Origin of the sequence: Cupriavidus sp. USMAA2-4, from assembly GCF_001854305.1 — a bacterium.
GTDB lineage: Bacteria > Pseudomonadota > Gammaproteobacteria > Burkholderiales > Burkholderiaceae > Cupriavidus > Cupriavidus malaysiensis.
On sequence record NZ_CP017749.1, the window covers coordinates 1,322,432 to 1,341,199 of the forward strand.

15 protein-coding genes are annotated in these 18,768 nt (G+C 69.9%); 9 read left to right on the forward strand and 6 right to left on the reverse strand.

The annotated features are described in order from the left end of the window. Positions 1 to 219 precede the first annotated feature (219 nt). Entirely contained in the window at positions 220 to 1,056 is an 837-nt protein-coding gene (locus BKK79_RS25930; protein ID WP_071039214.1) for a formate/nitrite transporter family protein, read from the forward strand. A 9-nt stretch (positions 1,057 to 1,065) separates the two neighbouring features. Then, the gene (locus BKK79_RS25935) at positions 1,066 to 2,793 is read left to right on the forward strand and encodes a bifunctional protein-serine/threonine kinase/phosphatase (protein WP_071039215.1); all 1,728 of its coding nucleotides are present in this window, start codon (positions 1,066 to 1,068) and stop codon (positions 2,791 to 2,793) included. Positions 2,794 to 2,895: 102 nt separating this feature from the next. Here BKK79_RS25935 and BKK79_RS25940 read toward each other — a convergent pair whose 3' ends face one another. Continuing rightward, positions 2,896 to 3,876: a TauD/TfdA dioxygenase family protein gene (locus tag BKK79_RS25940; protein ID WP_071017445.1), complete on the reverse strand. Its 981-nt coding sequence runs from the start codon at positions 3,874 to 3,876 to the stop codon at positions 2,896 to 2,898. Positions 3,877 to 4,083: 207 nt separating this feature from the next. Next, positions 4,084 to 4,713: a TetR/AcrR family transcriptional regulator gene (locus tag BKK79_RS25945; protein WP_071017444.1), complete on the reverse strand. Its 630-nt coding sequence runs from the start codon at positions 4,711 to 4,713 to the stop codon at positions 4,084 to 4,086. A 125-nt stretch (positions 4,714 to 4,838) separates the two neighbouring features. Between BKK79_RS25945 and BKK79_RS25950 the strand changes: the two genes are divergently transcribed. The 7 genes from BKK79_RS25950 (at position 4,839) to BKK79_RS25980 (ending at position 13,899) form a co-directional block, all read left to right on the forward strand. Further along, positions 4,839 to 5,837 (forward strand): LLM class flavin-dependent oxidoreductase, encoded by a 999-nt coding sequence (locus tag BKK79_RS25950; protein WP_071039216.1) that lies wholly within the window; start codon positions 4,839 to 4,841, stop codon positions 5,835 to 5,837. Between the two features lie 355 nt (positions 5,838 to 6,192). Then, entirely contained in the window at positions 6,193 to 8,181 is a 1,989-nt protein-coding gene (locus BKK79_RS25955; RefSeq protein ID WP_071039217.1) for a sigma-54-dependent Fis family transcriptional regulator, read from the forward strand. Positions 8,182 to 8,613: 432 nt separating this feature from the next. Further along, positions 8,614 to 9,672, forward strand: a complete 1,059-nt coding sequence (locus BKK79_RS25960) for an ATP-NAD kinase family protein (RefSeq protein WP_071017439.1) — start codon at positions 8,614 to 8,616, stop codon at positions 9,670 to 9,672. A gap of 40 nt (positions 9,673 to 9,712) precedes the next feature. Then, positions 9,713 to 10,717, forward strand: coding sequence for a thiamine pyrophosphate-dependent dehydrogenase E1 component subunit alpha (locus BKK79_RS25965; protein ID WP_071017436.1), 1,005 nt, complete (start codon positions 9,713 to 9,715; stop codon positions 10,715 to 10,717). A 109-nt stretch (positions 10,718 to 10,826) separates the two neighbouring features. Then, positions 10,827 to 11,843: an alpha-ketoacid dehydrogenase subunit beta gene (locus tag BKK79_RS25970; protein WP_071017434.1), complete on the forward strand. Its 1,017-nt coding sequence runs from the start codon at positions 10,827 to 10,829 to the stop codon at positions 11,841 to 11,843. Further along, positions 11,843 to 12,976: an acetoin dehydrogenase dihydrolipoyllysine-residue acetyltransferase subunit gene (locus BKK79_RS25975; protein WP_071039218.1), complete on the forward strand. Its 1,134-nt coding sequence runs from the start codon at positions 11,843 to 11,845 to the stop codon at positions 12,974 to 12,976. The genes BKK79_RS25970 and BKK79_RS25975 overlap by 1 nt, the downstream gene beginning before the upstream one ends. 179 nt (positions 12,977 to 13,155) lie before the next feature. Then, a complete protein-coding gene (locus BKK79_RS25980; RefSeq protein WP_071039219.1) occupies positions 13,156 to 13,899 on the forward strand; it encodes a lipoyl protein ligase domain-containing protein in 744 nt (247 codons plus the stop codon). 49 nt (positions 13,900 to 13,948) lie between these two features. Here BKK79_RS25980 and BKK79_RS25985 read toward each other — a convergent pair whose 3' ends face one another. The 4 genes from BKK79_RS25985 to BKK79_RS26000 form a co-directional block, all read right to left on the reverse strand. Continuing rightward, a complete protein-coding gene (locus BKK79_RS25985) occupies positions 13,949 to 14,830 on the reverse strand; it encodes a DUF3047 domain-containing protein (RefSeq protein ID WP_232346449.1) in 882 nt (293 codons plus the stop codon). A gap of 234 nt (positions 14,831 to 15,064) precedes the next feature. Next, on the reverse strand, positions 15,065 to 15,886 hold the full coding sequence (locus BKK79_RS25990; RefSeq protein WP_071017429.1) for a hypothetical protein: 822 nt from the start codon (positions 15,884 to 15,886) through the stop codon (positions 15,065 to 15,067). A gap of 434 nt (positions 15,887 to 16,320) precedes the next feature. Then, the gene (gene pobA, locus BKK79_RS25995; RefSeq protein WP_071017427.1) at positions 16,321 to 17,490 is read right to left on the reverse strand and encodes a 4-hydroxybenzoate 3-monooxygenase; all 1,170 of its coding nucleotides are present in this window, start codon (positions 17,488 to 17,490) and stop codon (positions 16,321 to 16,323) included. A 290-nt stretch (positions 17,491 to 17,780) separates the two neighbouring features. After that, complete coding sequence (locus BKK79_RS26000) at positions 17,781 to 18,170, reverse strand: OsmC family protein (protein WP_071017426.1); 390 nt, start codon at positions 18,168 to 18,170, stop codon at positions 17,781 to 17,783. Positions 18,171 to 18,768 lie beyond the last annotated feature (598 nt).

Below are 18,768 nucleotides of genomic sequence, written 5' to 3' on the forward strand. Positions count from 1 at the left end.
CCTGCGGGTCGGGCACGGAACGTGCGTAAGGGCAGGGCATCAGGCTAATGATGGCTTGGTGAGGTTGCCCCCGTGCGCGGCGAGGCGAGGCATCGCGAATCGTGCGGCGCGGGCGACAGGAATACGTGGATAACGGCGTCCCGTCCACGCATCGGCTGCGGCCGGTGCGTGGACGCGGACGCTTTTTTTTCTTTGTCCTACCGCTCAGAGGAAATTCCGATGGCCTACCTAGCCCCTGCCGAGTTCGTCTCCAAGATGGTCGATGCCGGTGAGTCCAAGTTGCTCATGTCGACCCGGGATACCTTGATCCGCGCCTATATGGCCGGCGCCATCCTCGCGCTGTCCGCGGCCTTCGCGGTCAGCGTCACCGTCAACACGGGCAATCCGCTGGTCGGCTCGCTGCTGTTCCCGGTGGGCTTCTGCATGCTCTACCTGCTGGGCTTCGACCTGCTGACCGGCGTCTTCACCCTGGCGCCGCTGGCCGTGCTCGACCAGCGCCCGGGCGCCACCTGGGGCGGCGTCATGCGCAACTGGACCCTGGTCTTCGCCGGCAACTTTGCCGGCGCGCTGACCGTGGCGGTCTTCATGGCCATCATCTTCACCTATGGCTTTTCCGAAGCGCCCAACCTGATCGGCCAGAAGATCGGCAGCATCGGCGAGAGCCGCACGCTGGGCTACGCGGCCCACGGCGCGGCCGGCATGCTGACGCTGTTCATCCGCGGCGTGATGTGCAACTGGATGGTGTCGACCGGCGTGGTCGCTGCGATGATGTCGACCTCGGTGTCGGGCAAGGTCATCGCCATGTGGATGCCCATCCTGGTGTTCTTCTACATGGGCTTCGAGCACTCGGTGGTCAACATGTTCCTGTTTCCCTCGGGCCTGATGCTGGGTGGCCATTTCACCCTGATGGACTATCTGCTGTGGAACGAGATTCCCACCGTGGTGGGCAATGTCGTCGGCGGCCTGACCTTCGTCGGCGCGACGCTGTACAGCACGCACTACAAGACCGCGCCCAAGCGCGTTCCGGCTGCCCCGGCCAAGCGCGCCGCCGTCTGAGGCCGTGCGATGGACGCGCTGCGCGTGGCGGTCGGCCAGCATTCGCAAGCCGGGTGCAAGCGCGTCAACCAGGATTTCCACGGCGCCGCGCTGCCCGCCGAGCCGCAGCGCAGCGCCAAGGGCATCGCCGTGGCGCTGGCCGACGGCATCGGCAGCAGCGCCGTCAGCCAGGTGGCGAGCGCCGCGGCGGTGCGCGGCTTTCTCGAAGACTACTATGGCACGAGCGAGGCCTGGAGCGTGCGCCGCGCGGCGCAGTGCGTGCTCGCCGCGACCAATTCCTGGCTGCACGCGCAGAACCAGCGCGGCGATGCGCGCTTCGACAAAGAGCGTGGCTACGTCTGCACCTTCAGCGCGCTGATCTTCAAGGGCCGCGACGTCCATCTGCTGCACGTGGGCGACGCGCGCGTCTACCGCCTGCATGCACAGGCCTGGGAGCAGCTCAGCGACGATCACCGCGTGCGCCTGTCCTCGCGCGAGTCCTACCTGGGGCGCGCGCTCGGTGTGGGGCCGACGGTCGAGGCGGACTATCGCTGCTGGCCCGCCGAGGCGGGCGAGGTTTACCTGCTGGCCAGCGACGGTGCCTATGAATACCTCGACCACGCGGATGCGCGGCAGGCGCTGGCCGAGCACCCGGGCGACCTCGATGCCGCCGCCGCGAAGCTGGTCGCCATCGCGCTGGCGCGCGGCAGCCAGGACAATGCCACGGTGCAACTGGTGCGAGTGGAGGCGTTGCCCGACAGCGACGCCGCGGGTCTGTGGCGGCAGCGCGCGGAACTGGCGCTGCCGCCGCCGCTGCAGCCGCGCATGGAATTCGAAGGCTATCGCATCGAGCGCGAGCTGTACGCCAGCGCGCGCTGCCACGTGCACCTGGCGCGCGACCTGGAGGATGGCGCGTGCATTGCGCTGAAGACGCCCTCGGTCGACCTGCGTGAAGATCCGGCTTATCTCGACCGCTTCCTGCTCGAGGAGTGGGTGGCCCGGCGCATCGACAATGCGCACGTGCTCAGGCCGCATGCCGTGACGCGCGCGCGCCGCTACCTCTATACCGCCATGGAGTTCATCGACGGGCAGACCCTGGCGCAATGGATGCGCGACCATCCGCGCCCCGCGCTGGCGGACGTGCGCCAGCTGGTCGAGCAGGTCGCGCGCGGCCTGCAGGCTTTCCACCGGCGTGAGATGCTGCACCAGGACCTGCGCCCGGACAACGTGATGATCGACCGCACCGGCACGGCCCGCATCATCGACTTCGCCGCGGTGCACGTGGCCGGCCTGGAAGAAGGCATGGTCGACCCGCATGCGCGCGCGCCGCTCGGCGCGCTGCAGTATGTCGCGCCCGAGTACTTCCTGGGCCAGCCCGGCACGACGGCCTCGGACCTGTTTGCGCTGGCGGTGGTGACCTACCAGATGCTGGCCGGGCAGCTGCCGTACGGCCTGCAGGTGACCCGCCTGCGCCAGGCCGGCGAACTGCGCGGCCTGCGCTATGTCAGCGTGCGCGAGCGGCGGCCCGACCTGCCGCCGTGGATCGACCAGGCGCTGCGCAAGGCCCTGCATCCCCTGCCGCACAAGCGTCATGAGGCCTTGTCGGAGTTTCTCGAAGACCTGCGCGCTTCTCCCCGGCAGCAGCGGTTGCGCGACGCGCCGGCGCTGATCGAGCGCAATCCGGTGCGCTTCTGGCAGGGCTTGTCGCTGCTGCTGGCGCTGGCGGTCGTGCTGCTGCTGGGCCTGCGCTGGGGCTGAGGCAGGCTGCCGGCGATCAACGCTGGGAGTCAACGATCCGAGTCAACGACCGGCGTCACCTCGCAGGGCTGCCCCCCGCTGGCAGCGTACCGCGCAGGCCGACTACGCGGCGGCACCGTGTGCCGCCAGCACCGGGTCGCCTTCCAGCGCCACCGAGGGCCTGCCGTCCACGCCGACCGGCACGTCGCCGACCAGCGTGGTGCGATAGAGCTGGCGGTCGAAGTCGAGGTCGAAGATGTCGGCGGGCGCCAGGTGCGCGGTGGCGCGGTTGTCCCAGAAGGCGAGGCTGCCGGGCTCCCACTGGAAGCGCACGGTGAATTCCGGACGGACCGCATGTTCCCACAGCAGTTCCAGCAGTTGCTGGCTCTCGCGCGGGTGGAAGCCGCTCAGGTGCTGCAGGAAGGACGGGCTGATGTAGAGCACGCGCTCGCCGGTCTCGGGATGCACGCGCACCAGCGGATGCTCGCTGACCAGGGTGTGCGCCTTGACGGCCTGGTCGAAGGCGGCGGTGGCGCTGGCGCCGACGGGCGCGGTGAAGCGGTGCACGCCGCGCAGGCCGTCGACGATGGCGCGCAGCGGCGCGGACAGCGCCTGGTAGGCGGCCGCGAGATTGGTCCACTGGGTGTCGCCGCCGTAGGGCGGGATCACCACGCCGCGCAGGATGGAAGCCGCGGGCGGGTTCACCGCCGCGGTGACGTCGGTGTGCCAGCCGCTCCAGGGACGCAGCAGCGCCCGGCCCTCGAAGCGGTTGGCCTTGCGGTGCTTGCTGACCGAGTACAGCTCGGGATGCCCGTCGACGTGGCCGAACACCGGATGCCCCACCGTCAGTTCGCCGAACTGGCGGGCGAAGGCGATGTGCTGCGCATGGCTGAGGTGCTGGTCGCGGAAGAACACCACCTTCCATTTCAGCAGCGCGGCGCGGATCGCGCCGATCTCGGCCGGGTGCAGCGGCGCGCGCAGGTCGACGCCGCCGATCAGCGCGCCGATATGGGCGGACAGCGGCCGCACGGTCACGGCACCTGCCGCTGACCCGGCGGCTGCCTGGGTATCTTGATCCTGGGTTTCCAGCACGGTCTGGGTCATCGTTGGCTCCGGGGAAGGGCGATGGGTGCGCCGGCCGGTGCGACGGCAGGCGGGTCGACCGCCTGCCGTCGGCGCGGCGGCCGCCGCGGGACTCCCACCATAAGCCCGGCCGGCACCGGCGCCAACGAAGCATTCCGCCGATGGATATGCGGAGCCGCTGCCGGCGCGGCCAAGGCGGCGGTCAGTGCCGCCCACTGCCTCGCCGGTTCAGCGGCGTACCCGTTTCTGCGGCCACGCCAGCATGGCCGTTTCGGCCACGGACTCCAGCGCCGCGCGCGTGGCACCGTCGCGCGCCTGCATCGACATGCCCTGCAGCACGGTGTTGAAGAAGCGCGCCAGGGCGGCCGCGTCGGCCTGCGCCGGCAGTTCGCCGCCGTCGATGCCCTGCTGGATGCGCGCCTGCAGCGCCGCTTGCCGCTCGCGGCGGCGCGCCTTCAGGGTGTCGTCGATATACGCGCAGTCGACCGAGTGGCTGGCCCCGGACAGCAGGAAGCAGCCGGACGGGTGGCCCCGCGTACTGAACTGCGCCGCCGCGCCGCGCAGCAGCGCGTGGATGGCATCGCGCGCGGCGCCGGGGCGGGCCAGCGGCGCGTACAACTCCATGCCGTGTGTCTGCGCATAACGGTCGACGGCCTCGTAGAAGAGCTGTTCCTTGCTGCCGAAGGCGGCATACAGGCTGGGCGCCGTGATCGACATGGCGTCGGTGAGGGCCGCGATCGAGGTGGCGTCATAGCCATGGCGCCAGAACAGCGCCATGGCGGTGCCGAGGGCCGCGTCGCGGTCGAACTGGCGGGGGCGGCCGCGGCCGGGCGATACACGCTTTTCCATAGTGGTCATTATATTTTTCCGTTGCCAGCGCCGCCAGCGCTGATTACTATAGCGATCGCTCTATAAATCAGGACAGCGTTCCGGCCGCGCGGCTGCGTTCCCGTTGCCGCGGCCGCCGGAACCAGGCAACGCCGATGATCCCCTACTCCCTGCTGGACCTGGCGCCGGTCGCCGAAGGGTCCGATCCTGGCCAGGCCATGCGCAATTCGCTCGACCTGGCACGCCATGCCGAAGCGCTGGGCTATCGCCGCTTCTGGCTGGCCGAGCACCACAACATGCCGGGCATCGCCAGCGCGGCCACCGCCGTGCTGATGGGCTACGTGGCCGGCGGCACGTCCACCATCCTGGTGGGATCGGGCGGCGTGATGCTGCCCAACCATGCGCCGCTGGTGGTGGCGGAGCAGTTCGGCACACTGGCCTCGCTGTACCCCGGCCGCATCGAACTGGGCCTGGGCCGCGCGCCGGGCACCGACCAGGCCACGGCGCGCGCCCTGCGGCGCCATCTCGGCCAGGATTCGGCGGATAGCTTCCCGCAGGATGTCGAGGAACTGCTGGCCTATTTCGACGAGCCCCGGCCGGGGCAGCGCGTGCGCGCGGTGCCCGGCGCGGGCCTCAAGGTGCCGGTGTGGCTGCTGGGATCGAGCCTGTTCAGCGCGCAGCTGGCGGCGGCGCTGGGCCTGCCCTTCGCCTTCGCTTCGCACTTCGCGCCGGGGTTCATGCGCCAGGCGGTCGATCTGTACCGCCGCACCTTCCGGCCTTCGGCGGAGCTGGCGCAGCCCTATGTGATGCTCGGCCTGAACGTGTTCGCCGCCGACTCCGACGCCGAGGCCAGGCGGCTGTTCAGCTCGCTGCAGCAGCAGTTCCTGGCACTGGTGCGCGGCACGCCCGGCCGCCTGCGCGCGCCGGTCGATGACATCGCGTCGCTGTGGACGGAGAGCGAGGCCGACCACATCCGCCGCTCGCTGGCCTGTTCGGTGGTGGGCGACGCGGCGGGCGTGCGGGACGGCCTGCAACGCTTCATCGAGGACCTGCGTCCGGACGAGCTGATGCTGACGGCCCAGGTCTTCGATCACGGCGCACGGCGCCGCTCCTTCGAACTGGCGGCGCAGGCGCTCGGCGAACTGGCGCGCTGAGCCTGGGACGCGCCGGCGCGTCCGCGCCGCGTGCCCGCCTGCCATCGGCGGCTGTCAGCATCAGCTGCCGCGGCGCAACATCGTCAAGGAACCCGCTCCGCTTCCGGCCCGCGCCAAGTGGCGCCACCAGCACCGGCGCCCCCGGCAGGCCACCCGGCCCCCGCCGTGCCCCCGGAGCCGGCCCGGTCGCCGTGTTTGCTCAAGCCGGAGCCTCTCGGATACAGTAGAAGTCCGAATTCAGGCGTTCCATTCCACAGGCAGAGAAAGCGCATCCATGCGCCCGCCCGCCGGTCGCCCGACGGCCGCCCGCCAGCGCGCGGTGGCCGCCGGGGCACCGGACGACTAGGAGACGACGATGGACCTGCGCCAGCGCGAGCACATCGAGACGGTAGTCCAGGCGACGGCACGCGGCCTGGCGCTGCGGCCCGAGGCCGCGGACGATGCTGTCATCCACAATTCCTGGCGCCGCTGCGTGCACCAGTACGGGCTCGATCCGTCACGCATGCAGGAGGCACGCATCCTGCCGCAGGCGCGGCTGCGCGAGCACCAGCAGCGCCTGGACGACTTCGTGCGGATCGCGCGCCACGGTCTGCAGACGCTCTACGGCCAGGTGGCCGGCATGGGCTACGTGGTGCTGCTGACCGACGCGCAGGGCGTCACCGTTGATTACCTCGGCGACGCCGGCGCCGACGCGCCGCTGCGCCGCGCCGGACTCTATCTCGGCGCCGAGTGGAGCGAGCGCGGTGCCGGCACCTGCGCGGTGGGCACCGCGCTGGCGACCGGCGAGGCGCTGACCGTCCACCAGGCCGATCACTTCGACGCCACCCATATTCCGCTGACCTGCACCGCCGCACCGCTGTTCGACACGCGCGGCAGCCTCAACGCCGTGCTCGACATTTCCGCGCTGGTCTCGCCATCGGCCAAGGCCAGCCAGGCGCTGGCGCTGCAGCTGGTGAAGATCTACGCGGCCCATATCGAGAACGCCAACTTCCTGCGCGTGCACCGGCGCGACTGGATCCTTCGGCTGAACGCCGCGCCCGAGTTCCTCGATGTCAATCCCGAATACCTGATCGCGCTCGATGCGGCGGGGCGCATCGTCGGCCACAACCGGCGGGCCCAGCGCATGCTCGAGGCGGAGTGGGGGCCGGCTGGCCCGGCGCGTCCGCTGCTCGGGCTGGCCTTCGACGAGGTGTTCGAGGCGCGCCTGGACGAACTCGGGCGCTTCGTGCACTCCACGCCCAGCGAGCAGCGCGTGCTGGCGCTGGCGCGCAGCGGCGGCCTGCTCTACCTGAGCGCGACGCCGCCGGCGCGGCCCGCGGTGGCGGCCGAGGCGCCGCGCCGCGTCGCGCTGCCGGCGCCGCTGGCCGCGCTGTGCGGGGGCGATGCGGCGCTGCAGCAGCAACTGGAACGCGCGGCCAGGCTGGTGGATTCGCCCATCCACTTGCTGGTCCACGGCGAGACCGGCAGCGGCAAGGAGTACTTCGCCAAGGCGCTGCACGCCGCCAGTGCGCGGCGTGCCGGGCCTTTCGTCGCCGTCAATTGCGCGGCGATTCCCGAGACGCTGATCGAAAGCGAGCTGTTCGGCCACCTGCCCAACAGCTTCTCCGGCGCCGGCGCGCGCGGCAAGCGCGGCCTGATCCAGGAAGCCGATGGCGGTACGCTGTTCCTCGACGAGATCGGGGACATGCCGCTCGGCTTGCAGTCGCGCCTGCTGCGCGTGCTGGCCGAGGGAGAGGTGATGCCGGTCGGTGCGGCCCGGCCGGTGCCGGTGCGCCTGCGCGTGGTCTGCGCCACCCACCAGGACCTGGAGGCGCTCGTGCGGCAGGGACGCTTCCGCGAGGACCTCTACTACCGCCTCAACGGCGCCCGCTTCACTTTGCCGCCGCTGCGCGCGCGCGCCGACCTCGACTGGCTGGTCGACAAGCTGCTGGCCGAAGGCGAGCCGGCCGCCGCCGCCGGGCCGGTGCTGCTGTCGGCCGAGGCGCGGGCGTGCCTGCACCGGCACCGCTGGCCGGGCAACCTGCGCGAACTGCGCAATGCGCTGGAGTATGCGCGCGCGGTCTGCGCGGGTGCCTGCATCGAATCGGCGGACCTGCCGGAGGCCTTGCACGGTAACGCTGGCGCGGCCGCGGTAGCGCGCGCGCAGGAGGGTTCCATGCCCTTGCCACAGACGGCGCAGACGACCCTGTCAGCGGACGGCCTGCTGCTGATGCAGTACCTGCGCGCGGCCAACTGGAACCTGAGCGCGGTGGCGCGCCAGATCGGTGTCAGCCGTATGACGCTCTACCGGCGCATGGCGCGCCTCGGCATCCAGTCGCCGAACCATCGCGACGCGGCAGGGTAGGCAAGGGCCGGCCGCGCCGGCGCTCGCTGCCCTGCATTGCTCCTCTCCCCCGCCATTGCGCGTCCCGGTACGCGTGTCTCCGCCCATCCGTCTCCGCTCACACTCTCTCCGCTCACCCTCTGCGTTCACCTTCGGCACGCGGTGGGCGTCTCCGCCGGCGGCGGGGCGCCGCGCGTTCCGGCGCGCGCGTCACCGCACGTGTCACCTGTTCACGTGATGTGACACCCGCCCCGTGACACCTGTCACGCCCGCATTGCAGCAAGCCGCCGCGTAGCGAGGGACGGTGCCGCCCGTGCGCGCGGGCCGGGCCCAGCCGCGGCGCGCCTGTGCGGGCGGCGGTGGCGTTTCCGCCGCTGCCGCGGCCGCCCGCCCGAAGGCTGGCACGCCCGTTGCAGATACCTGTGCAGACATCCAAAAACACAGGAGACAGGCATGGGCCAGCCGACCCGCGCCGCAGCGCCGCTGGTGGGCATCATCGCCAACCCGGTGTCGGCGCGCGACATCCGCCGCGTGATCGCCAACGCCAACAGCCTGCAACTGGCTGACCGCGTCAATATCGTGCTGCGCCTGCTGGCCGCGCTGGCGGCCTGCGGCGTCGGCCGCGTCCTGATGATGCCGGACCGCGAAGGGTTGCGCGTGATGCTGGCGCGCCATCTGTCGCGCCGGCATGGCCCCGATGCCGCGCTGCCGGCCGTCGACTACCTCGACATGCCGGTCACGGCCAGCGTCGACGACACGCTGCTGGCCGCGCGCCGCATGGCCGAGGCCGGCGTGGCGGCCATCATCGTGCTGGGCGGCGACGGCACCCATCGCGCCGTGGTGCGCGAATGCGGCGCGGTGCCGATCGCCGGCCTGTCGACCGGCACCAATAACGCCTTTCCCGAGATGCGCGAGCCGACCGTGACCGGCCTCGCCGCCGGCCTGTTCGCCAGCGGGCGCGTGCCCGCCGCGCGGGCGCTGCTGTGGAACAAGCGGCTCGACATCGCCATTCGCGACGGGGACGGCGGCCTGCGGCGCGATATCGCGCTGGTCGACGCGGTCATCTCGCATGAACACTTCATCGGCGCGCGCGCCTTGTGGAAGCCCGACACGCTGGCCGCGATCTATGCCGCCTATGCCGATCCGGAGGCGATCGGCCTGTCGTCCATCGCCGGCCTGCTGCAGCCCATCGGCCGCCGCGAGGCGGGCGGGTTGGCGATCGAGCTCGGCACGCACGACGATTGCGCCTTCGTGCTGCAGGCGCCGATCGCGCCCGGCCTGCTGTGCCCGGTGCCGGTGGCGGGCTGGCGCCGGCTGGAGCACGGCCATCCGGCCCCGGTGCGACAGCGCAGCGGCATCGTGGCGCTGGACGGCGAACGCGAGCTCGCCTTCGGCGCGCACGACGAGGTCACCATCACGCTGCACGAGCAGGCCTTCCGCAGCCTCGACGTGTCGGCCTGCATGCGGTATGCGGCCGATGCCGGACTGATGCGCGGCACCGTGCAGGCATGACCCAGTTTTCCCCCCCAAAGCCATGACAAAGGAGACAGCGATGGCCACTTCCTCTTCGCGCGGCGCGGCGGCGCCGCTACCGCTCGACAAGCAGATGCTGCTGGACGTCTACCGCAGGATGCGCACGATCCGCGAGTTCGAGGAACGCCTGCACGTGGATTTCTCGCGCGGCGACATTCCCGGCTTCGTCCACCTGTATGCCGGCGAGGAAGCCGCGGGCGTCGGCATCCTGCACCACCTGCATGACGGCGACCGCATCGCCAGTACCCATCGCGGGCACGGCCACTGCATCGCCAAGGGCGTGGACCCGGTGGCGATGATGAAGGAGATCTACGGACGCAAGGGCGGATCCTGCAATGGCAAGGGCGGCTCCATGCATATCGCCGACCTGTCCAAGGGCATGATGGGCGCCAACGGCATCCTGGGCGCGGGCGCGCCGCTGATCTGCGGTGCCGCGCTGGCAGCGAAGTTCCGCGGCAAGGGCGAGGTCGGCGTGACCTTCGTCGGCGATGGCGCCTCCAACCAGGGCACTTTCCTCGAAAGCCTCAACCTGGCCGCGGTGTGGAACCTGCCGGTGATCTTCGTCATCGAGAACAACGGCTACGCCGAGTCGACCGCGCGCGAGTACGGCACCGCGGTCGACAGCTACGTGGACCGCGCCGCCGGCTTCGGCGTACCCGGCGTGACCGTGGACGGCACCGATTTCTTCGCTGTGCACGAAGCGGCCGGCGAGGTGATCCGGCGCGCGCGCGAAGGCGGCGGCCCTTCGTTGCTCGAGTGCAAGATGGTTCGCTTCTACGGCCACTTCGAGGGCGATGCGCAGACCTACCGTGCCGCCGGCGAGCTGGACGACATCCGCGCCAACAAGGACTGCCTGAAGCGCTTCGCACGCACGGTCACGCAGGCGGAGGCGCTGTCCGCCGCGGAACTCGAAGCGATCGACCGCGAGGTGGCCGCGCTGATCGAGCACGCGGTGCAGGAGGCGAAGGCCGCGCCGCAGCCCGGTCCGGCAGACCTGCTCACCGACGTCTACGTGCGCTACTGAGCGCGGGCAGACCGATATCGCGCCACCGGCGGATTCGATACGTTCGATACGTTCGATACGCAGCGGCAAGCGCCGAGAAAACACCACCAGCATCGACAGGAGACAAGACATGTCGCGCAGACTCAGCATGAAGCTGGCGATCAACGAAGCGATCGACCAGGAAATGACCCGTGACCCGAGCGTGATCATGCTCGGCGAGGATATCGTCGGCGGCGCCGGCGCGGACGGCGAGAAGGACGCCTGGGGCGGGGTCCTCGGCGTCACCAAGGGCTTGTACGCCAAGCATGGCGACCGGCTGCTCGACACGCCGCTGTCGGAGTCCGCCTACGTCGGCGCCGCCATCGGCGCCGCCGCCTGCGGCATGCGCCCCATCGCCGAACTGATGTTCATCGACTTCATGGGCGTGTGCTTCGACCAGATCTTCAATCAGGCGGCCAAGTTCCGCTACATGTTCGGCGGCAAGGCCGAGACGCCGGTGGTGATCCGCGCCATGGTGGGCGCGGGCTTCCGTGCGGCCGCGCAGCACAGCCAGATGCTGACGCCGATCTTCACCCACGTGCCCGGGCTCAAGGTGGTGTGCCCGTCCACGCCCTACGACACCAAGGGCCTGCTGATCCAGGCGATCCGCGACAACGATCCGGTCATCTTCTGCGAGCACAAGAACCTCTATGGCCTGGAGGGCGAAGTACCGGAGAACTCCTATGCGATTCCCTTCGGCGAAGCCAATGTGGTGCGCGACGGCAAGGACGTGTCCATCGTCACCTATGGCCTGATGGTGCACCGCGCGCTGGAAGCGGCCGCGACGCTGGCCAAGGAAGGCATCGAGGCCGAAGTGGTGGACCTGCGCACGCTGTCGCCGCTGGATCTCGATACGGTGCTGGAGACAGTGGAGAATACCGGCCGCCTGGTGGTGGTCGACGAGGCCAGCCCGCGCTGCAACATCGCCACCGACATCGCCGCGCAGGTCGCCTCGCAGGCGTTCGGCGCGCTCAAGGCCGGTATCGAGATGGTATGCCCGCCGCATACGCCGGTGCCGTTCTCGCCCGTGCTGGAGGATCTCTACATCCCCAGCGCGGCGCAGATCGCCGATGCCGCGCGCAAGACCATGAAGGGAGGGAAACACTGATGGGCGCGACCACGCAAGACAAGGGCATCACGCCCATCGTGATGCCCAAATGGGGCCTGTCGATGAAGGAAGGGACGATCAACGACTGGCTGGTCGCCGAAGGCGATGCGATTGCGGTCGGCATGCCGATTCTCGACGTCGAGACCGACAAGATCGCCAATGCGGTGGAGGCGTCCGACGCCGGCATCCTGCGGCGCAAGGTGGCCGCCGTGGGTGACGTGCTGCCGGTCAAGGCGCTGCTCGGCGTGCTGGCGTCGCCCGAGGTCAGCGACGCCGAGATCGACGCTTACGTGGCGGGCTACGAGACGCCGTCGACCGACGAGGACGAAGCGGACGAAGCCGCTTCCGCCTACCAGTATGCGGACGTCGACGGCATCCGCGTGCGCTATGCGAAGAAGGGCGTGGGCGGTGCGCCGGTGCTGTTCCTGCACGGCTTCGGCGGCGACCTCGACAACTGGCTGTTCAATCTCGATGCCCTGGCCGAGGGCCACGCCGTCTATGCGCTCGACCTCCCCGCGCACGGACAGTCCACGCCACGGCTGCCCGGCACCACGCTGGCCGCACTGGCGGCCTTCGTGGCGCGCTTCATGGATGCGGCCGGACTCGAGGCCGCGCATGTGGTCGGCCACTCGATGGGCGGCGGGGTCGCGGCACAGCTCGCGCTCGATGCGCCGGGGCGGGTGCTGTCGCTGGCGCTGATATCGCCCGCGGGCCTGGGCGAGGAGGTCAACCAGGGCTATACGGCCGGCTTCGTCGCGGCACAGTCGCGGCGCGAACTGAAGCCGGTGGTGGAGCAGCTCTTCGCCGATCCGGCACTGGTCAGCCGGCAGATGCTGGATGACCTGCTCCGCTACAAGCGCCTGGACGGTGTGGGCGAGGCGCTGGCGGCCCTGGACGCCGGCCTGTTCGCCGGCGGGCGACAGCAGGAGCGTCCCGGCCTGCGCCTGGCCGGGGCAGGGCCGGCGCGCGTGCTGGTGATCTGGGGCGCGCAGGATCGCATCATCCCCGCCGAGCACGCCGGCAATGCGCCGGCCGGTGCCACGGTGAAGGTGTTTGCCGACGCCGGCCATATGAGCCAGATGGAGAAGGCGGCCGAAGTCAACGCCTTGCTCAGGCAGCACGTGGCAGGCTGACACGGCGTGCTGCGGCGCGCCGCCGCACGCTGCTCCCGGGCCCGTCGCACAGCGGCGTCGCGGTCCGGGCGGCGGCTGGCGCCACGGTCCGCTGCGATGGACAATGGCATGCGGTCCAATGGCACGCGGTCGCCTGCCGCCGGTCGCGGCCCGTCCTTCCCTTTCCGATCACCACAACGATGCCATTCGAACTCGTCGAGCCGGAAGTCTCCGCGGACGACCCGCTGCACGCCGAGCTGGCGTTGCTCGCCAGGGCGGAGGAGGGCGCGCCGCTGGCGCAGCTGTGGCAGGCGCCCGCCTCGCTGGTGGTGCCGCGCAGCTACCTGCGCTTCGCTGCCTTCGAGGCGGCGCGGACGGACTTCGCCGCGCGCGGCTGTCCGGTGTGGCTGCGCCAGTCCGGCGGCGGGCTGGTGCCGCAGGGACCGGGCATCCTGAACCTGACCTTGGCCTACCGCGTGGGCGGCGCTCCGGGCGACCTGGCCGAGGCGGTCTACCTGCATCTGTGCGACGTGCTGCGGGCGGCCCTGGACGCGCTCGGCGTGGCGACGCACTGGCAGGCGGTCGACGGGTCGTTCTGCGACGGCCGCTTCAATCTCGCCTGGGGGCCGGCCGGTGCCGCGCGCAAGATCGCGGGCACGGCGCAATACTGGCGCCGCGTGCCGGCGGCGCAGGCCGGAGCCACCCCGGGGCATGTGGTGCTGGCCCATGCGGTGCTGGTGGTCGATGCCGACCTGGACGAGATCCACCGGCGCGCCAACGGATTCGAGGCGCGGCTTGGCAGCGGCCGCCATTACGACCCGGCCGCCGTGGTCAGCGTGCGGCAGGCGATCGAGGCGGGCGGGGCGAGTGCGGGCGGCGCGCTTGCCGCACGCGTCGGCGAGCGGCTGCGCGCCGCGCTGGCGCAGCGGCCGCCGCCCCGCTAAGCAGCGCGGAGGTGGGCGGGCTGCTTCCGGGCGGGCGCGCCACGGGGGCTCAATGCTCGGGCTGGAAATGCAGGTCACCGTACCAGGCGCGTGCCGTGGTGCCGGTATTGTCGGTGTCGGTCAACAGGCCGTAGGCGATCAGCTTGCCCGGTTTCTCATGGAAGACCTGCTCGTAGTCGCGCACGATGTCGCGCTGGAACTGCAGCCAGCGGCCGGCCTCGGCGCTGCCGCCGCTGACCACGATCATCTGCACCCGTGAGGTGAGGGGATTGGCGATCACGGCGCCCGGCGGTGCGGATTCCGACCAGATGTACATCAAGGTGGCGTAGGGCAGTTCCATGCCGGCCAGGCCCTGGGCGAGGTGCATCTGTACCCGCTGGCCAAAGGTCAGCTTGCTGCGGTCGCCGTCGAAGAAGAACACCAGGCGCGCGGGCGCGTCTTCCTGTGCGGACACGTGGTTGTCGGCACCGGTGATCGGCGCGGCGACCTTCCAGCGCCAGCTGACGGCGGGCGTCTGCGCCAGGTCGATGTCGCCGTGGCGCAGCAGCGCCGAGGCGGAGCCGTCGGCATCGGCCTGGATCACGGTGTTGCCGCCATCGTCCACCAGCGTGTAATGGGTCAGGCGCTTGCCCTTGACGACCGGCAGGTTATGCCAGCCGGGTGGCAGGGGGCCGGCCGGATGGGCGGAGGAGAAGGCGCCGCCGGCCGGTCCCCGCGGGGCTGGCACCGCCGAAGCGGCTGCGCCCGGCTGGACCGATGCCGCTGCCGTCGCGGCCGGGGTGGTGTCGTGCGCCGGTTGCGCCAGCGCCAGCGCGGGCATCAGCAGCGCGCAGCGCCAGGCGAAACCGAACCGGAGCCGCAGGCGGGCCGCTGGGCGCCACGGGCGATGGAGGACGGGGCGGCTGGTGGCGGCGTGCCGGTCGATGGGCATGGGGCCGGTCGTGTGGTGAAGTCAACCACGATTGTAGGGTGCGGCGCCGGCGGGAGGCCGGCAGCGACGGCCCGGGCCAGGCAAAAAAATCGCGGCCACGGGGGCCGCGAAATCGGGAACTTGAGGGGGGTCGAATCCCTCATGAGCGATAACGGGCGATTGCGCAGTGCTTTTCACCCTACTTCCCGGGGGGCAGGTGGAGGCGAGCATGTGGCTGGACATACGGGGAGCGGGCTAGCCGGCGGTGGCCAGGGTTCCGCGTGGCGCCGCTTGCCCGGCCAGGCGTGCGCTGATGGCAGCCTCCAGTTCCGCCCGGGCCGCGTCCAGCCAGGGCAGGCGGTGGCGTACCGGATCGTTGCCGGACAATTCGTGGGCGTGGATCTCGCGCAGGAAGTAACGCACCATATTGCCGGCCCTGGCTGGCACCGGCAGCATGCCCAGCAGCTGGCGCCGGGGCAGCAGGCCCAGCGCCGCAGCGTGCAGCAGGCCGGCCCAGGCCGTGCGGCCCAGGCCGAGATAGAGCATGTCTACCGGCAGGCGCGGCAACAGGCCGAGGAAATGTTCGTCATAGATGGCGCGCAGCATGGGCACGTCGAGCAGGGCCGCCAGCGCGCCGTCGAAGACCTGTCCGCGCCGGGTCGTGGCATGGGGCAGCAGCGCGAGCGGCTGCAGGAGGTCGAAGGCCTCGCCCCACAGCGAGGCCGCCGCCGCTATCCCGAGCAGCCTGGGTAGTTGGAAATGGTCAAGCATGCGGATCAGGTTGGGGCGGATCAGCGCTCCACCCAATTCCACTTCCCGCTTGTTCTCGCGCTGGATCGCGCGTCCGGGCCGCTGTGTCGCCAGCAGGCGCGCGGTCAGCTCCGCCGCGAGCCTGACGTGCGTGTGGCCTGGCGTCAGGCTGACCAGCGCCAGCCTGGCGCCGGGATTCCGGTGCTCGAACGGCACATAGCTCGCGCTATGGATGGCATCGTGCTGGACCAGGACCGGCGACGCGATCACGCCCACCGCCCCGCCGCGCAGGATGCGGGCGCAATACTCTTCGAAATAACTTGCCAAGATGGAGACCCCCTCCGCATCCCTACCCGTCGAAATGCCTAGCAACAAAGCTCTTGTCTTTGTCCCTTGATCGTACGAGCGGGGCCGGGCGGCGGCAAAAACCGCTGTGCTGTTTGCGGCAGCCGGGGGCGCGTGCTTGGTGGTGCAGCGAACAGAGTCGGGTGCGTCCGCCCTGGGTCTGCCGCGCATGCCGGGCAGGGCAATGCGGGAACAGTCCGGGCGGCGAGGCATGACCTGGGTGCGGGCATGGCGCCGCGGGGCGCGTGCCGAGGTATTGGCGGACGTGGGAAAAAACGCCGGACACGAGGTGTCCGGCAACCCATTTGCTGACTCAGGCGGTGTCGAATGACCTGAGATTCAAATGATAACCATTATCATTTGAGGCGGCAAGCTTGCCGGCCACCGCCGGCTTCACGCCGGCAGTGGCTCGGTACTCAGTACGGCAGGCCCACGTAGTTCTCGGCCAGCGCGGCCGAGGCCGCAGCCGAGCCGACCACATAGTCCAGTTCGGCCTGCTGCAAGCGCCTGGCGAAGGCGTCCGCATCGGGAAAGCGGTGCAGCAGGGAGGTCATCCACCAGGAGAAGCGCTCCGCCTTCCAGATGCGTGCCAGGCATTTGTGCGAGTAGCCGTCGAGGCCGCCGCCGTCGCGCTCCTGGTAGTACTGGATCAGTCCGTCGGCCAGGTAGAGCACGTCGCTCGCCGCCAGGTTCAGGCCTTTGGCGCCGGTGGGTGGCACGATGTGCGCGGCATCCCCGGCGAGGAACAGCCGGCCGAAGCGTATGGGCTCGCAGACGAAGCTGCGCAGTGGCGCGATGCTCTTTTCGATGCTGGGGCCGGTGACCAATGCCTCGGCGGCGGCCGGATCGAGGCGGCGGCGCAGTTCGTCCCAGAAGCGTGCATCGCTCCAGTCCTTCGCCTGCTCGTCTGCGGGTACCTGGATGTAGTAGCGGCTGCGCGTCAGCGAGCGCATGCTGCATAGCGCGAAGCCGCGCTCGTGGCTGGCGTAGATCAGTTCGTCGGCAACCGGCGGCGTCTCGCTCAGCACGCCGAGCCAGCCGAACGGATAGACGCGTTCGAAGATCTGGCGCGAGCGCTCGGGGACGCTCTGCCGGCTGACGCCGTGGAAGCCGTCGCAGCCGGCGATGAAATCGCACTGCAGTTCATGCTGTCGGCCGTCCTTCGTGTAGCGCACGCGCGGCGTGTCCGCGTCGAAGTCGTGCAGACTGACCTGCTCCGCTTCATAGATGGTGAGCGCGCCTGCGGCGGCGCGGGCGTCCATCAGGTCGTGGGTGACCTCGGTCTGCCCGTAGACCGTGACCGAACGGCCGATCAGCGCGTGCAGGTCGATGCGGTGGCGCGTACCGTCGAATGCCAGCTCGATGCCATGGTGGACCAGTCCTTCCCGGTGCAGCCGTGCTGCGACGCCGGCGCGCTCGAGGGCATCGACCGTGACACTCTCCAGGATGCCCGCTCGGATCCGGCCGAGCACATAGTCGGGACTGCGCTGTTCGAGGATGACGGCGTCGATGCCGGCGCGGGCCAGCAATTGTCCGAGCAGCAGGCCTGCGGGGCCCGCGCCGATGATGGCGACTTGGGTGCGCATCGTTGTCTCCAGGGGCGGATGTTATGTGTGGAGGTAACGATAGCCGCGGCTGCGGGCCGTCGGGAAGGGACGGAGCGAACCAAGACCAGGACATATCGAACATTGTGCTTCTGTCCGCGCCGAAGCCCACCCGGTTCACGCTCCGCGGCCTGGCATACTGCAGTGCGTCATGCCAGCTCTTTCCGCCCGAGGGTTTGATGGCAGAAGAGATGTCGGCAAGGACGTCTCGAACATGCCGGGGTGCGCCCGCCTGCGCCTGGGCCTTGCCGGCAAGCGAGGCGGCGCGTCGCTCAGGCCAGCGAGGTCTCGATACTGATCTGGGCCGACAGGCTCTTGTGGACCGGGCAGCGATTGGCCACGCGCAGGAGATCGTCGAGCACCGGCTGTTCCAGTTCGCCCTCGATCTTGATGGTCCGCTTGAGCTGGTACTTGCCGGCTTCTTCTACGTGAGCGACCGAGACGGCGACCGATCGGATCGGGTAGGCCTTGCGCTTGGCATAAAGCTGGATCGTCAGCGTGGTGCAGGCGGCCAGTGCCGAATCCAGCAGATCGTGCGGATTGGGCAGGCTCGGGTCGCCGCCGGCCGAGGTATCGAGGTCGGCTGCCCAATGGGCGGTGCCATTGTCCAGTGCGCAGGCACTCGAGCCCTGGTCGGCTTTCCAGCTTGCGTGAATCGTCATGGGGTGTCCTTGTACAGTGTGGTGAGGGGGAGAGACTGGACGAGGTGGCGTGGCCGCCCCGTCATCCCGGCCATCTGGGATATGTCGATTCTATATATAGAGAGTGGAGAGGACTGGCGGGACGGCCCCCTGGCCCGTCGGGCAGCATAGGTGGCGCTTGCGCCACCTATGCTGTGTTTTTTCGGCTTTTTCTTCTTCTTGTCAAAAAGGCTTGCCAAGGCGGCCGGACTGGCCTACTATTCGCCCCCTCGCAACACGAAGCGCAGCGGCAAAGCTAGCAGCGACGCGGGTTGCGGGATTGGCAGGATGGTGGGTGGTGCTGCGAAGCGCGACTGACCGGAGCGAAAAAGATGCTTCGAACCTGTTGACGAAACGCAGAAAGTTGTTCATAATCTCGTTTCTCTGCTGCTGACAACGCAGCGACGCGGTAAGCAAAGCGAATCGCGTGAGTTCTTTAACAAACAAACAGCCGATAAGTGTGGGCGCTTGATGCGGGAAGCGGAAGACCTCGGTCTTCTAGCTTACAAGTTATCAGTGCTCGCACAGTAAACATGTTTGGTTTCGTCTTCGGACGGAGCCAGTCAGTTTTCTGAGAGTG

Excerpts from the sequence above, each read along its gene's own strand:
- BKK79_RS25930 (WP_071039214.1), top strand. The coding sequence starts at position 220 with ATGGCCTACCTAGCCCCTGCCGAGTTCGTCTCCAAGATGGTCGATGCC.
- BKK79_RS25935 (WP_071039215.1), top strand. The coding sequence starts at position 1,066 with ATGGACGCGCTGCGCGTGGCGGTCGGCCAGCATTCGCAAGCCGGGTGC.
- BKK79_RS25940 (WP_071017445.1), bottom strand. The coding sequence starts at position 3,876 with ATGACCCAGACCGTGCTGGAAACCCAGGATCAAGATACCCAGGCAGCC.
- BKK79_RS25945 (WP_071017444.1), bottom strand. The coding sequence starts at position 4,713 with ATGACCACTATGGAAAAGCGTGTATCGCCCGGCCGCGGCCGCCCCCGC.
- BKK79_RS25950 (WP_071039216.1), top strand. The coding sequence starts at position 4,839 with ATGATCCCCTACTCCCTGCTGGACCTGGCGCCGGTCGCCGAAGGGTCC.
- BKK79_RS25955 (WP_071039217.1), top strand. The coding sequence starts at position 6,193 with ATGGACCTGCGCCAGCGCGAGCACATCGAGACGGTAGTCCAGGCGACG.
- BKK79_RS25960 (WP_071017439.1), top strand. The coding sequence starts at position 8,614 with ATGGGCCAGCCGACCCGCGCCGCAGCGCCGCTGGTGGGCATCATCGCC.
- BKK79_RS25965 (WP_071017436.1), top strand. The coding sequence starts at position 9,713 with ATGGCCACTTCCTCTTCGCGCGGCGCGGCGGCGCCGCTACCGCTCGAC.
- BKK79_RS25970 (WP_071017434.1), top strand. The coding sequence starts at position 10,827 with ATGTCGCGCAGACTCAGCATGAAGCTGGCGATCAACGAAGCGATCGAC.
- BKK79_RS25975 (WP_071039218.1), top strand. The coding sequence starts at position 11,843 with ATGGGCGCGACCACGCAAGACAAGGGCATCACGCCCATCGTGATGCCC.
- BKK79_RS25980 (WP_071039219.1), top strand. The coding sequence starts at position 13,156 with ATGCCATTCGAACTCGTCGAGCCGGAAGTCTCCGCGGACGACCCGCTG.
- BKK79_RS25985 (WP_232346449.1), bottom strand. The coding sequence starts at position 14,830 with ATGCCCATCGACCGGCACGCCGCCACCAGCCGCCCCGTCCTCCATCGC.
- pobA (WP_071017427.1), bottom strand. The coding sequence starts at position 17,490 with ATGCGCACCCAAGTCGCCATCATCGGCGCGGGCCCCGCAGGCCTGCTG.
- BKK79_RS26000 (WP_071017426.1), bottom strand. The coding sequence starts at position 18,170 with ATGACGATTCACGCAAGCTGGAAAGCCGACCAGGGCTCGAGTGCCTGC.